We start from the raw sequence: 13,292 nt of genomic DNA, 5'->3' as shown, positions 1-13,292 counted from the left end.
GGTCGCGGACACGGCCCCGCGCCGGTCCGTGTCACCCCGCGCCGGTGCCGGACAGGCCGGTCAGCCGGTTCAGCCCAGGCCCCAGGCCCGCCCGAGCCGGTACGCGGCGCACAGGTTCACGTCGAGCATGTAGGCACCGGCCGTGCCGCACTGCTCGGCGCCGCTGCCCGGGTCGACGGGCTGCCCGTGCCCCATGCCGGTGAGCTCGTACGTCTCCACGACGGCGTTCCCGGCCGGGCCCCGGTAGATCCGGTGCGGATATCCGGCCACGGTGTCGCTGGCGTCGGCGGTCTGGTCGGCGCCGTGCACGTTGGTCCACTGCTCCACCAGGTCGGCCATGTTGACCGGCTTCACCGTGTAGTCGGCGGTGCCGTGCAGCACGGTGAGCGTGGGCCACTTCCCGGTGTACCCGGGCCGGGCGGCGCGCACCCGGTCGCCCCACTGCTGCGGGGTCTGCGTGGCACCGACGTACATGCACACGTACGGCGACCCGGCGGCCTGCGCGCAGCCGTACGGCAGCCCGGCGACGACGCCGCCCGCGGCGAACTTCTCCGGGTACGCCGCCATCATCACGGAGGTCATGCCGCCGCCCGCGGACAGGCCGGTGACGTAGACGCGGGACGGGGCGCCGGAGACGTCGGTGAGCTGCCGGTCCACCATCTGAGCGATGGACGCGGCCTCGCCCTGGCCGCGCTGGATGTCGCCGGTCTGGAACCAGTTCAGGCAGGAGGAGGCGTTGTTGGCGCTCTGCTGCTGCGGCAGCACGACGGAGAAGCCCCAGCGGTCGGCGAGTTGGAGCCAGCCGCTGCCGGTGCCGTAGCCGGACGCGTTCTGCGTGCAGCCGTGCAGGGCGACGACGACGGGCCGCCCGGCGGGCAGTCCGTCGGGCACGTACCGGAACATGCGCAGCGCGCCCGGGTTGGTGCCGAAGCCGGTGACCTCCTGGAGGGAGGCCGCGCGGGCGGTCGTGGGGGTCAGAAGGGCCGTGAGCAGGGCAACCAGGACGGTCGCCAGGAGAAGGCGGGGGGATGTCGCGGCTCTGGTCTGTGTCATGCCGAGGGACGGTAGAACCGTGAACCACCCGCCGGTATAGAGCGGGGCCCCACAACGGCGGGGCCGCCCATAGGTGCGGCCACCAGCCTCGGGAACGCAAGAACCCCCGCCCGGTCTCCCGGGCGGGGGTTCTTCATGGGGTGGTGGAGATGGCGGGAATCGAACCCGCGTCCAACGGTGCAGAACCAGGGCTTCTCCGTGTGCAGTCCGCTGTGCTTTTCTCAGCCCCGGAGATCACGCGGACAAGTCTCCGACGGGCTCAGTCACTGTTTGGTTTCCCTCTTCACCCCGTGACCGGGATCGAGGTTTAGTCCCCTAGCTGATGCCAGGATCCGGGTCGGGAACAGCCCCGGGCTGACACTCCCTTTAGTAGGAGGCTCGCTTCGCTACCTGAGATCAGGCAGCGAGGGCGAAGGCCTGCTGGGAGGAATCGCGCTTGGTGTTGGCGATTATTTTTTTCGGCCTGTGGTTTACGAGATCATGGCCGCTTCCTCGACACGCTTCCCCTGCTTCGACAGCCGCTGTCGAAACCGATCATCCCCATGTTGATTTGACAATCCGCGCACCCGCTGTGAGGTGCAGATGCCATCGTACGTGACCAACGCACGTCGATGCCACCGTATTCCCGGCGGCCGCCGGACCGTGGAGCCCGGCCGGCACCCGGGCCCGGTGCGGTCCCGGGTCAGGCCCGCTGCTTGCGGCGGATCGCGGAGATCACCCGCTCGGCCTCGCGGCGGTCCTGCTTCTCACGCAGGGTCTGCCGCTTGTCGTACTCCTTCTTGCCCCTCGCCAGCGCGATCTCGATCTTGGCGCGGCCGTCCTTGAAGTACAGGGCGAGCGGCACGATCGTGTGCCCCGTCTCCTGGGACTTCGACTCCAGCTTCTCGATCTCGGCCCGGTGCAGGAGCAGCTTGCGCTTGCGGCGGGCGCTGTGGTTGGTCCACGTGCCCTGGCTGTACTCCGGCACGTGCACGTTGTAGAGCCACGCCTCGTGCCCGTCGAGCTGCACGAAGCCGTCGACCAGCGACGCCCGGCCCTGGCGCAGCGACTTCACCTCGGTGCCGGTGAGGACGAGACCGGCCTCGTAGGTGTCGATGATGAGGTAGTCGTGCCGCGCCTTCTTGTTCTGCGCGATCAGCTTGCGCCCTTTTTCCTTAGCCATAGTGCCGCCATTTTCGCACTACGAGGGGGGTCCGCGGGAAGCCGTTTACGCCGGGGCCGCCCCGGCGCCTACCGCGCTTCGCCGAGACCGCTGAGGACCGTCTCGGCGCGGGCCAGCGCGTCCCGGTCCGCCTCCAGGTCGGGCGTGATGCCCCGTCCGTCGACGCCCCGGCCGGAGGGGGTGCGGTAGTGGCCGACGGTCAGCTCGGCGACGGAGCCGTCGGGCAGCCGGCTCGGCATCTGCACGGAGCCCTTGCCGAAGGTCCGCGAGCCGACGACCACCGCGCGGCCGCGGTCCTGGAGGGCGCCGGTGAGCAGCTCGGCCGCGCTCATCGTGCCGCCGTCGACGAGCGTGACCAGGGGCCGGCCGGTGTCGCCGCCGGGTTCGGCGTGCAGGGCGCGCTGGGCGCCGTCGACGTCGTAGGTGGCGACGAGGCCGCCGTCGAGGAAGGCGGACGCGGCGGTCACGGCCTCGGTGACCAGGCCGCCGGAGTTGCCGCGCAGGTCGAGGACGACCCCGGCGGCGGCCGGGGCCCGCCGTACGGCGGTGCGGACCTGCTTGCCGGTGCCCTTGGTGAACGCGGCGACCTTGATCACGGTGACGCCGCCGGGGAGGGTCCGCACGGTCACCGAGTCGGTGGTCAGCCGGGCGCGGCGCAGGGTCTCGGTCCACGCGCGTGTGCCGCGCTCCAGGCCGAGGCGGACGGTGGTGCCGGCGTCGGCGTCGGTGGCGTCGCCGCGCAGCAGGGCGACGACCTCGGTGACGGGCCGCCCCTCGACGCGGTGGCCGTCGACGCTGCGCAGCCGGTCGCCCGCGCGGATTCCGGCCTCCGCGGCGGGCGAGCCGCTTTTCACCTTCGTCACCTCGACACGGCCGTCCCGCTCGCGCCGGGCCCACAGCCCGACGCCGGTGTACTGGCCGTCGAGGGTCTCCTCGAACTCCTCGTACTCGCCCTCGGAGTAGATGGCGGCCCAGCGGTCGCCGCTGCGGCTGACGGCGCGCTCGGCGGCCTCCATTGGGGACTTGCCGTCGGCCATGGCCTCCTGGGCCGCCCTGGCGACGTCCTCGTGGTGACCGGCGGGAGCGGCCGAACGGGCCGTGTCGGGCGCGGGTTTCCGCTCCGGGCCGGGCAGCGAGCCGGTGGCCGCGCCGGCGACGAGGACGCTGGCGAACACCAATGTCAGGGCGGCCCCGCGGCGCAGGCGGCGGGGCTGACAGAACAGGTCACGACCTGACATGCCGGTGAGTCTAGGACAACGCAAGGGGCCGTACGGCCGGTTGACCGCACGGCCCACTTGGCATGTGTCACACCTTCAGATACTTGCGCAGAGCGAAGAAAGCGGCCAGGGCGGGCATCAGGAAGCTGGTCGCGAGGATGAGCGGCAGCTTCGCCAGGACGGCGTCCCAGCCGATGAAGTTGATCAGGTTCAGCTTCTCGGAGAGCGCGAGTCCGTTGTCGATGATGAAATACCGGCCGACCACCAGGAAGGCGCAGGCGACACCACCGCCGATGAGCCCGGCGACCGCGGCCTCCATGATGAACGGCGCCTGGATGTAGAAGCCCGAGGCGCCCACCAGGCGCATGATGCCGGTCTCGCGCCGCCGGCTGAACGCCGAGACGCGCACGGTGTTGACGATCAGCATCAGGGCGACGACGAGCATCAGCGCCATCACCGCCCGCGCGGCCCAGTTCATGCCGTTCAGCAGCCCGAAGAGGTTGTCCAGGATGCCCTTTTGGTCCTGCACGGACTGCACACCGTCACGCCCGTCGAAGGCGGTCGCGATGACCTGGTACTTCTCCGGGTCCTTCAGCTTGATGCGGTACGACTCCTGCATCTGGTCCGGCGTCAGCGAACTGGCCAGCGGGGAGTCGCCGAACTGCTCCTTGTAGTGCTTGTAGGCCTCGTCCTGCGACTCGTGGACGACGTTGTCGACGACCGACATCTTCTCCAGGTCGGTCTCGATCTGCTGCTTCTGGTCCTCGGTCACCGCGCCCTTGGCGCAGTTGGGGTCGGACTCGGCGTCGCTCTTGTTGCAGAGGAACACCGAGACGTTGACCTTGTCGTACCAGTAGCCCTTCATGGTGTTGACCTGGTCGCTCATCAGCAGCGAGCCGCCGAACAGGGCCAGGGACAGGGCGACGGAGACGATGACGGCGAACGTCATCGTGAGGTTGCGGCGGAGACCGACGCCGATCTCCGACAGGACGAACTGGGCGCGCATGGCGACTGGTTATGCCTTTCCGTGGACGGTCATCGGGCGGCCGGTACGGCGGTCAGTGCTGGTAGCCGTAGACGCCGCGGGCCTGGTCGCGGACGAGGCGGCCCTTCTCCAGCTCGATGACGCGCTTGCGCATCTGGTCCACGATGTTCTGGTCGTGCGTGGCCATGACCACGGTGGTGCCCGTCCGGTTGATGCGGTCGAGCAGCTTCATGATGCCGACGGAGGTCTGCGGGTCGAGGTTGCCGGTGGGCTCGTCGCAGATGAGCAGTTTGGGCCGGTTGACGAAGGCCCGCGCGATGGCGACGCGCTGCTGCTCACCGCCGGACAGCTCGCCCGGCATGCGGTCCTCCTTGCCGCCGAGCCCGACGAGGTCGAGCACCTGCGGCACGGACTTGCGGATCTCGCCGCGGGACTTGCCGATGACCTCCTGCGCGAACGCGACGTTCTCGGCGACCGTCTTGTTCGGCAGCAGCCGGAAGTCCTGGAACACGGTCCCCAGCTGGCGCCGGATGTGCGGCACCTTCCAGTTGGAGACGCGGGCGAGGTCCTTGCCCAGGACGTGCACCTGCCCGTGACTGGCCCGCTCCTCGCGGAGGACCAGCCGCAGGAAGGTGGACTTTCCGGAGCCGGAGGACCCCACGAGGAACACGAACTCGCCCTTCTCGACCTCCAGGGAGACATCCCTGAGGGCTGGACGGGTCTGCTTGGGGTAGACCTTGGACACGTTGTCGAATCGGATCACGGATGCACCACGGGTCGCCGGGGGTAGATGAGCGTGACCATACGCGAACCGGGCAGCGCGGCGCAGGCACCGGTTGGGGTTGCGGGAGGGTTGTGCACGTTTGCACCGGCCTGGGTGCGCCGCGGGCCGGTGAGCGGTGCGTCACGCGGCGTCCGGAACCCCGGCTCCACGGGACCCCGAGCTGAATTCCACGGGACCTGGCACAGTGGAGGGGAACGTTCGCGGACTCGCGGGCGTTGTTGAGGGTGGAACCGGTGCAAGGAGGGCGAAGCGCATGACGTACGACCGGTTGGTGTGCGCGAACTGCGCGGCGCCCGTGAACGAGGGCCGGTGCCCCGTCTGCCGCGCGAACCGCGAGCGGCTGCAGCAGGAGAACTTCTTCGCGGGGCTGAACCCGATGGCGCTCGTCGCGCTGCTCGTGGTGCTCATCGCCGCGGTGGCCCTCCTGGCGCACCAGACCGCGTAAGGACGGTACGTCCGGTTCGGTCGGTCCTTCGCGGCCGCGACCGGCCCCGGGCCGCCTGCGCGAGGCGACCAAGGCCCCGAGAGGCCTCCCAGAAGCCACGAGAAGGGCCCGGAGCGATGCGCTCCGGGCCCTTCTGTCACGTGCTGTGCGTCGTGCGCACGTTCCGTCGCGGTACGGCTACCGTCAGGCGACAGCGCCGCCGCGGCCCGCCATGAGACGCGGCAGGATACGGAAGCCGATGCCGCCGGCGATCATCGTCGCGGCGCCGACCAGCAGGAACGTGGTCTCGGCGGCACCGGTCTCGGCGAGCTCCTCGCCGTTGCCCTGGGCCGAGGTGTCGGAGCCCGTGGCCTCTTCGGAGCCGGTGTCGGTCAGGGAGGAGGAGCCCTCCTCCTGCGGAACCGGGCCACCGTCGGGGTCGGTCTGGTCGCCGCCGCCACCGGTGCTGCCGCCGGTCACGTCGCCGCCGCCACCGTTGCCGCCGCCATTGTCACCGGCGCCGCCGTTGCCGTTGCCGCCGGTGCCGCCGCCGTTGCCGTTGCCGTTGGTGCCGTTGCCGCCGCCGTTGCCGCCGGTCCCGCCACCGTTGCCGTTGCCACCGTTGCCGTTGCCGCCGCTGGTGGAGTCGTCGCCGCCCGTGGCGCCGCCGGTGGAGTCGTCGCCGCCGGTCGCACCGCCGGTCGAGTCGTCACCGCCGGTCGCACCACCCGTGGAGTCGTCGCCACCGGTGCCGCCACCGATCACACCGCCGATGACACCACCGGTGGAGTCGTCGCCGCCGGTCGCACCGCCGGTCGAGTCGTCACCGCCGGTCGCACCACCCGTGGAGTCGTCGCCACCGGTGGTACCGCCGGTGGTGTCGTCCTCGCAGTCGGTGCCGACACCGATGTCGCACGGGTCCTCGTCGGCGCTGACGTTGAGGCCGACTCCGACGCCGCTCTCGTCGGCACCCAAGTTCACACCGATGTCCAGGGCCGAGGCGGCGCCCGCGGCGGTCAGCGAGGCGCCGGCGGCGATCACGGCGCCGGCCGCTATCCGCGCGACACGGATCCGCGTCTTCTTGGTCATGTGGTTGCTACCCCCAGTAGCTGATCGTCAATGAGGCGGCGCTCGGGGGCCGTGATCGACGGAGGTAGCTGAAGTGAAGCCCCCCGGTTCACATGCGCCCCAGAGATACGCATGCCAGCTTCACCCTTCCCACTTTTCAGAGCAACGTCAAGGCCGTTGCGTACGCGATGTCCACGTACGCACGCTTTGCGTCATACGAAAGCCGTGAGTGTGATGTAAAACCCAGACATCACGGCACGCAAAAGGCAACTGCCGCCCGGAAGGCGGCAGTTGCCTTGTCGACAAAACGCCGTCGGCGCCTCGCGTTACTTCTCCTGCTGCTTGCGCCAGCGAATTCCGGCCTCCAGGAAGCCGTCGATCTCGCCGTTGAACACGGCCTCCGGGTTGCCCACTTCGAAGTCCGTCCGCAGGTCCTTGACCATCTGGTACGGGTGCAGCACGTAGGAACGCATCTGGTTGCCCCACGAGTTGCCGCCGTCGCCCTTGAGGGCGTCCATCTTGGCCTGCTCCTCCTGGCGGCGCCGCTCCAGCAGCTTGGCCTGGAGCACGTTCATGGCCGTCGCGCGGTTCTGGATCTGCGAGCGCTCGTTCTGGCAGGAGACCACGATGCCGGTCGGCAGGTGCGTGATGCGCACCGCGGAGTCGGTCGTGTTCACGCCCTGGCCGCCGGGGCCGGAGGACCGGTAGACGTCGATGCGGAGCTCCGACTCGTCGATGTCGACGTGGTCGGACTGCTCGACGACGGGGAGCACCTCGACGCCCGCGAAGGACGTCTGCCGCCGGCCCTGGTTGTCGAAGGGCGAGATGCGCACGAGCCGGTGCGTGCCCTGCTCGACGGAGAGCGTCCCGTAGGCGTACGGCGACTGCACGGCGAAGGTGGTCGACTTGATGCCGGCCTCTTCCGCGTACGACGTCTCGTAGATCTCCGTCTTGTAGCCGCGCTGCTCGGCCCAGCGCAGATACATGCGCTGGAGCTTCTCGGCGAAGTCGGCGGCGTCGACGCCGCCGGCCTCGGCGCGGATGTTGACGAGCGCCTCACGGGCGTCGTACTCGCCGCTGAGGAGGGTGCGGACCTCCATCTCGTCCAGCGCCTTCCTGACGGCGGTGAGCTCGGACTCGGCCTCGGCACGGGTGTCCGGGTCGTCCTCCTCCTCGGCCATCTCGAAGAGCACGGCGAGATCGTCGATCCGGCCGCGCAGCGCCTCCGCCTTCCTGACCTCGGCCTGGAGGTGGGAGAGCCGGCTGGTGATCTTCTGCGCCTCGTCCGGGTTGTCCCACAGGGACGGCGCGGCCGCCTGCTCCTCGAGCACGGCGATGTCTGCCCTCATCTTGTCGAGGTCCAGAACGGCCTCGATCGACTCCATGGTCGAGGAGAGGGACTTGAGCTCTTCGGATACGTCGACGACTGCCACGCCTCCAGCGTAACGGCTCCGCCGACCGGCCCACGCCGGTGACGGCGGGACGGCCGCCTCAGGGCGTCACCGGCGCCGAGTTCTCGGTGTCCCGGGGCGTGGCGTCCGCGTCGTCGCCCGAGGTGGCCAGCCAGGTGCCGGCGCCGAGCGCCGCCACCAGGGCCGCCGCTGTCACGCCGAGCGCGATCCGGCGGCGCCTGGCCACCGCGCGGTTGCGTGCCGAGCCGGGCCGGGGCGACCCCGCCGCCCGCGGCGCCCGTGCCGTTCCCCGGGCCCCGCCCGCCAGCTCGTCGGGCGCCGGGACCCGCATGGACGTGTGGGTGTCCCGGTTGGCGTCCGTGGGCCTCGCCCCCGGCACCAGCGGCACCGCGCCCCGCCGCCGCACGGCCGCCTGCGGCTGTCCGCCCGGCGCCGGGCCGCCCGCGGACGGCTCCTCCTCGGCCTCCTCCGCCGGCTCCACGTCCGGCTCGTCCACGTCCAGCGGCGGCATCCCCGCCAGCATCGGCAGCAGCTCCCGCAGGCGGCTGCCGAGCTCGGAGGCGCGCAGCCGGGAGGCCGGGGCCTTCGCGAGGCACTGCACGATCAGCTGCCACAGCTCGTCCGGGATGCCGGGCAGCGGCACCACCGTCTCCGTCACGTGCCGGCGCAGCACCGCGCCGGGGTGGCCGCCGCCGAACGGCGTGAAGCCGGCGAGCAGCTCGTAGAGGACCGTGGCCAGGGCGTAGATGTCGACGGCCGCGCGGGGCGGCAGGCCCTCGACGATCTCCGGGGCGAGATAGTCCGGCGTGCCGATGATCTTCGTGGCGCGGCTGCGGCGCGGGGTGTCGATGAGCTTGGCCACACCGAAGTCGGTGAGCAGCGCCGGGTGCGCGCCGCCGGGGCCGAGCGGGCCCTGCATGTCCAGCAGGACGTTCTCGGGCTTGACGTCGCGGTGGACGACGCCCGCGGCGTGCGCGGCGGCCAGCGCGTCGGCGACGTCGGCGACGATCGCCACGGCCGCCTCGGGGGCGAGCCGCCGCTCCCGTTCCAGCCGGGTGCGCAGGTCGGTGCCGCGGACCAGGTCCATGACGAGCGCGAGGTCGTTGCCGTCGACGACCAGGTCGCGCACGGACACGATGTGGGGGTGCTCCAGGCCGAGCAGCGCCGTCCGCTCCTGCACGAAGCGCCCGACGAGCTCCTGGTCGGAGGCGAGGTCCTCGCGCAGCAGCTTGACGGCGACGGGACCCTCCGGTCCGTCGCCCAGCCACACCGTGCCGGCGCTGCCCCGACCCAGGATCTGGTTCGCGGTGTACCGGCTGCCGATCTTCCGTGCCAAGGCTGCTCCTACAGACGCGTGTTGTCGCTAAAACTACGCGTCCGAGGCGCCAACCTTCACCGCCGAGGCGGAAATCACCCGCTGGGTGTCGACAAATCCCCGAACCAAGGGGCTTGGTGTGGCGTGTGTCAGCCGGTGCCGGTGCCCGTGCCGCCGCCCGAACTGCCGCCCAGGTCCTCGATCCAGCCGGTCACGGTGCCGAACCAGTCGGTGAGCTGGTCCCAGTAGCCCTTGGTGGTGCCGATCCAGTCCTGCAGCGGGCTGAGTTCCCAGATCAGCCAGCCCGCGACGAACAGGATGACGATCGTGAACAGGCAGCCCTTGAGGCAGCCGAGGCCCGGGATCCGCATCCGGTTGGCGCTGCGCCGCCGGGGCTCGCGCACGGGCCGCTGCCGCTCCGGCGGGGGCGGCGGCGGGGCGTACCGCTGCGGCTGGGGCTGCGGGGCGGGCGGCGGTGCGTAGCGCTGCGGCTGCCCGTAGCCCTGCGGGGGCTGCTGGGGCCGGCGCTGCGGGGGCTGCTGCGGCTGGGGACGGGCGACCTGCCGCTGGGGGCGGCGGCGCAGCGGGTCCTCGTTCGGGTCGAGGTACTGGACCTGCGTCTGCTCGTTGCGGTCGCGGGCGGCGCGGAGCTGGTTCTGCCAGGGGTGCGGGTCCTCGGGACCGCCGCCCTGCTGGCCCTGCTGGCCTTGCTGGCCCTGCTGGCCTTGCTGGCCCTGCGGCACCGGGGGCATGACGGCGGTGGGGTCGGCGGCGCCGGCCGGGCCGCCGGTGTGCGGCAGGACGCTGGTCGCGGCGTTCGGGTCGTAGGCGCCCGCGCCCTGCGGCAGGACCTGCGTGGGGTCGGCGTCGCCGGTCGCGCCGGGCGTGCCCGGTACGGGGGCGGGGGCCGGGTCGGGCGCGAGGAGCGCGCCGACGTTGTCGGCGGCGGCGATCTGCGCGGAGTTCGCGTGCACGCCGATGCCCTCGGCGACGACGCGCAGGGCGCGCGCGAGGTTCTCGGCGCTGGGGCGCTCGTCGGGGTTCTTGCGCAGGCAGCGCTCGATGACCGTCCACAGCGGGTCGGGGACGGTGGAGGGGCGGCGCGGCTCGGCGCTGAGGTGCTGGTGCAGGACTTCGAGGGCGGAGCTGCCGGCGAACGGCGGGCGCCCGGTGACCAGCTCGTACAGCAGGATGCCGGCGCCGTAGATGTCGACGGCGGAGGTCTGCGGGCGGCCTTCGGCGGACTCGGGCGCCACGTACGCGGGCGTGCCGACGAACTCGTGGGTGCGGGTGAGGCCCGGGGAGTCGGCGAGGCGGGCGATGCCGAAGTCGGTCAGCATCGGGTGCAGTTGGCCGTCGTCCTGCCTGAGCAGCACGTTTGCCGGCTTCAGGTCGCGGTGCACGACGCCGTCGGCGTGGCTCGCGGCCAGCGCGTCGGCGATCTGGGCGGTGACCAGCGCGGCGCCGACCGGCGTGAAGGGGCCGTTCTCGCGCAGGTGGCGGTGCAGGTCGGGGCCGTCGACCAGGTCCATGACGAGGGCCAGCAGATCGCCCTCGACGACCAGGTCGCGGACCCGCACGATGTTCGGGTGGGTCAGGCGGAGCAGCACCGAGCGCTCCCGCAGGAACCGCGTCACGACGTCGGCGTCGTGCGCGAGCTCCTCCTTGAGGACCTTGATCGCGACGGTCTCCCCGGGCTGGCCCTGCACGGCCGCCTCGGCGCCCGCCGTCTCCCGCTGGCGGGCGCGCCAGACGGTCCCCGTCGCGCCACGTCCGAGCGGCTCCTCGAGGAAGTACTTGCTGCCTACCGGCCGCACGTCATGCGCTCCCTGCTGCTTGCTTGGCTGGCCCGGACACCTGGTTTCCACCGTGCCACGGAGGTCTTCGGACCAACTGTAGTGCCGAGGCGTCCGACGCCGGGCGGTCCTTGCTCCGGTACCTGGCCGGACATGTTCGAAGGAAAGACGCTCCACTCGATCCGTTGGTTGCCGGAGGCAGACGTGACCGATCTCAAGTGGCTCTCAAACGGTCACCGGTACGGCAGTGGTCAGGCACTTTTGCGGGCAGAGCCGACCATTCAAGATCATTTGGTGACGGGGGGCGGGCGCGTTGTCGGTGGCAGGTGCGAGGATGCCTCCTGCTACTGGCCGACGTGCTCGTGCGGCGGGGTGGGGAAAGTCCGCGGTGGGGGACCGTGGGCGGTTTCGGCTCCTGTCGGCGCGGGCGCCCGTGCGAAGGGACCGCTGACGGCGATGCAGATCCGGCTGACCGTCGTAGACCCGCAGGCCCCGCCCTCCCCCACGGCGCGGGCTCGCGCCGCGAGCTGCGACGTGCTGGTCACGGCCCCCGCCGGTACGGCGCTCGCGGCGGTGGCCTCGGCCCTCGCCTCGGCGGTCTCCGGCAGCGACGGCCCCGCCGCGCTGTACGCCGCCGGGCAGCGGCTGGACGCCCAGCGCTGCACGCTCGGGGAGCCCCCGCTGATCGACGGCGCCGTGCTGTCCGTGGGCGCGCCCCTGGAGCCGGAGGCGCATCCCGAGCTGGACGACGCCCCGACCCAGCTGCACGTGGTCGCCGGTCCCGACGCGGGCGGTGTCCATCTGCTGCACGGCGGCGAGATCCGCGTCGGCCGCTCCGCCGACGCGGACGTCCCGCTGGACGATCCGGACGTCTCCCGGCTGCACTGCGCGGTGACCGTCGCCGCCGACGGCCGCGTCGCGGTCGCCGACCTCGGCTCCACCAACGGCACGCTGCTGGACGGCACGCGCGTGACGGACCGCCCGGTGCGGTTCCCGCCGGGCGCGCTGCTGCGGGTCGGCGAGTCCACCCTGCGGCTGGCTCCGTCCGGCGGCCCGGGTGCCCGCGTGCGGACGACCCCGGACGGCGAGGGCCACGTGCGCGTGCCCGCCGAGGGCGGCGCCACCGCGCACGCGCGCGTGACGGACCAGTCCCGCGAGGGCACGCCGGGCCCGGCGGAGCACACACACCATGGGTACGGGGTGTACGGGGCGGCTTCGCCGGGCGGACCGGTGGTGGCTACGGGCCCCGGCACCCCCGGTGCAGCCGGTGCACCCGGTGCGGCCGGTGCCCCCGGTGCGGCCGGTGCACCCGGTGCGGCCGGTGCCCTTGGTGCCGCCGGTGCCCTTGGTGCCCTCGGCGAGCAGCGCACCGTGCCCGGACAGGGCGGAGCGCCCCGGCTGGAGAGCCGCGGAGCCACGGGCACGGCGGGCGACGACAGCGCGGCAGCGTCCGGCGCACCGTCGCAGGGCCCCGCCGCCGACTCCGGTCCCGGGCCGCGCGGCGGCCACGGCGGAGGTGACACGGGCCGGATTCCGGGCGCCAGGTCGCGCCCGGGTGCCGGTCGCGACGACGGCGCCACCCACGGCGGCCGACCCGGGGCCCCCGGCGCGGGCTCTCCGGGAGACGCACGGCGTCCGGGGGGCACGGGCGCGCGGGGAGCCTACGGATCTGAAGGCCCGGGTGCGCCGGACGCCTACGGCCCCGGGGGCGCGGGCGGGCCGGATACTCACGGTTCCCGCGGCGCGGGCACGCAGGGCGCCCACGGCCGCGGGGGTACGGGCGCGCAGGGCGCCCACGGTCCCAGCGGCACAGGCTCACAGGATGCCCACGGCCCCCGCGGCGCGGGCGGCGCTTACGGCACCCATGGCACGGGCACGCAGGGCGCCCACGGACCCAGCGGCACGCACGCACAGGGCGCCTACGGCCCCGGGGACGCGGGCGCGCAGGGCGTCTACGGCCCCGGCGGCACAGGCGCACCGAACCGCTACGGCCCCAGCGGCACAGGCGCACCGGATGCCCACGGCACCCATGGCACGGGCGCCCAGGGCGCCTACGGCCCCAGCGGCACCGCCGCA

General features: G+C 72.6%; 11 protein-coding genes and 1 other RNA gene. 2 read left to right on the top strand and 10 right to left on the bottom strand.

The window, feature by feature from the left end; translation table 11 throughout:
• Window positions 1–69 precede the first annotated feature (69 nt).
• From QC282_RS31605 to ftsE, 6 genes are all read right to left on the bottom strand, one after another.
• Window positions 70–1,053, bottom strand: a complete 984-nt coding sequence (locus QC282_RS31605) for a PHB depolymerase family esterase (protein WP_279553032.1) — start codon at window positions 1,051–1,053, stop codon at window positions 70–72.
• Window positions 1,054–1,194: 141 nt separating this feature from the next.
• Window positions 1,195–1,595: a transfer-messenger RNA gene (ssrA, locus tag QC282_RS31600) on the bottom strand.
• A gap of 140 nt (window positions 1,596–1,735) precedes the next feature.
• A complete protein-coding gene (gene smpB / locus QC282_RS31595) occupies window positions 1,736–2,215 on the bottom strand; it encodes an SsrA-binding protein SmpB (protein ID WP_279553031.1) in 480 nt (159 codons plus the stop codon).
• A 68-nt stretch (window positions 2,216–2,283) separates the two neighbouring features.
• Complete coding sequence (locus QC282_RS31590) at window positions 2,284–3,453, bottom strand: S41 family peptidase (protein WP_279553030.1); 1,170 nt, start codon at window positions 3,451–3,453, stop codon at window positions 2,284–2,286.
• 67 nt (window positions 3,454–3,520) lie between these two features.
• Complete coding sequence (ftsX, locus tag QC282_RS31585) at window positions 3,521–4,438, bottom strand: permease-like cell division protein FtsX (protein ID WP_279553029.1); 918 nt, start codon at window positions 4,436–4,438, stop codon at window positions 3,521–3,523.
• A gap of 52 nt (window positions 4,439–4,490) precedes the next feature.
• Window positions 4,491–5,180: a cell division ATP-binding protein FtsE gene (gene ftsE / locus QC282_RS31580; protein ID WP_279553028.1), complete on the bottom strand. Its 690-nt coding sequence runs from the start codon at window positions 5,178–5,180 to the stop codon at window positions 4,491–4,493.
• Window positions 5,181–5,454: 274 nt separating this feature from the next.
• Between ftsE and QC282_RS31575 the strand changes: the two genes are divergently transcribed.
• On the top strand, window positions 5,455–5,646 hold the full coding sequence (locus QC282_RS31575; protein ID WP_279553027.1) for a hypothetical protein: 192 nt from the start codon (window positions 5,455–5,457) through the stop codon (window positions 5,644–5,646).
• Between the two features lie 183 nt (window positions 5,647–5,829).
• On the opposite strand, the gene QC282_RS31570 is transcribed toward QC282_RS31575, so the two are convergent.
• The 4 genes from QC282_RS31570 to QC282_RS31555 form a co-directional block, all read right to left on the bottom strand.
• Window positions 5,830–6,714 carry a hypothetical protein gene (locus QC282_RS31570; RefSeq protein ID WP_279553026.1) on the bottom strand — a complete coding sequence of 295 codons (885 nt, stop codon included), beginning with the start codon at window positions 6,712–6,714 and terminating at the stop codon, window positions 5,830–5,832.
• Window positions 6,715–7,019: 305 nt separating this feature from the next.
• Complete coding sequence (prfB, locus tag QC282_RS31565) at window positions 7,020–8,126, bottom strand: peptide chain release factor 2 (protein ID WP_279553025.1); 1,107 nt, start codon at window positions 8,124–8,126, stop codon at window positions 7,020–7,022.
• 58 nt (window positions 8,127–8,184) lie between these two features.
• On the bottom strand, window positions 8,185–9,441 hold the full coding sequence (locus QC282_RS31560) for a serine/threonine-protein kinase (protein ID WP_279553024.1): 1,257 nt from the start codon (window positions 9,439–9,441) through the stop codon (window positions 8,185–8,187).
• A 128-nt stretch (window positions 9,442–9,569) separates the two neighbouring features.
• Entirely contained in the window at window positions 9,570–11,237 is a 1,668-nt protein-coding gene (locus tag QC282_RS31555) for a serine/threonine-protein kinase (protein ID WP_279553023.1), read from the bottom strand.
• A gap of 435 nt (window positions 11,238–11,672) precedes the next feature.
• Here QC282_RS31555 and QC282_RS31550 point away from each other — a divergent pair.
• The coding region (locus tag QC282_RS31550) for an FHA domain-containing protein (RefSeq protein ID WP_279553022.1) at window positions 11,673–13,292 on the top strand (1,620 nt) is incomplete at its 3' end.

It is taken from the genome of Streptomyces sp. DH24 (assembly GCF_029813775.1).
Lineage (GTDB): Bacteria > Actinomycetota > Actinomycetes > Streptomycetales > Streptomycetaceae > Streptomyces.
The sequence above is the reverse complement of the archived record's forward strand: the minus strand, read 5'-3'. Positions and strand labels throughout refer to the sequence as shown.

Bases quoted from the DNA above. Each gene is read 5' to 3' on its own strand.
- QC282_RS31605 (WP_279553032.1), bottom strand. From the start codon at position 1,053: ATGACACAGACCAGAGCCGCGACATCCCCCCGCCTTCTCCTGGCGACC.
- ftsX (WP_279553029.1), bottom strand. From the start codon at position 4,438: ATGCGCGCCCAGTTCGTCCTGTCGGAGATCGGCGTCGGTCTCCGCCGC.
- QC282_RS31570 (WP_279553026.1), bottom strand. From the start codon at position 6,714: ATGACCAAGAAGACGCGGATCCGTGTCGCGCGGATAGCGGCCGGCGCC.
- QC282_RS31590 (WP_279553030.1), bottom strand. From the start codon at position 3,453: ATGTCAGGTCGTGACCTGTTCTGTCAGCCCCGCCGCCTGCGCCGCGGG.
- QC282_RS31575 (WP_279553027.1), top strand. From the start codon at position 5,455: ATGACGTACGACCGGTTGGTGTGCGCGAACTGCGCGGCGCCCGTGAAC.
- smpB (WP_279553031.1), bottom strand. From the start codon at position 2,215: ATGGCTAAGGAAAAAGGGCGCAAGCTGATCGCGCAGAACAAGAAGGCG.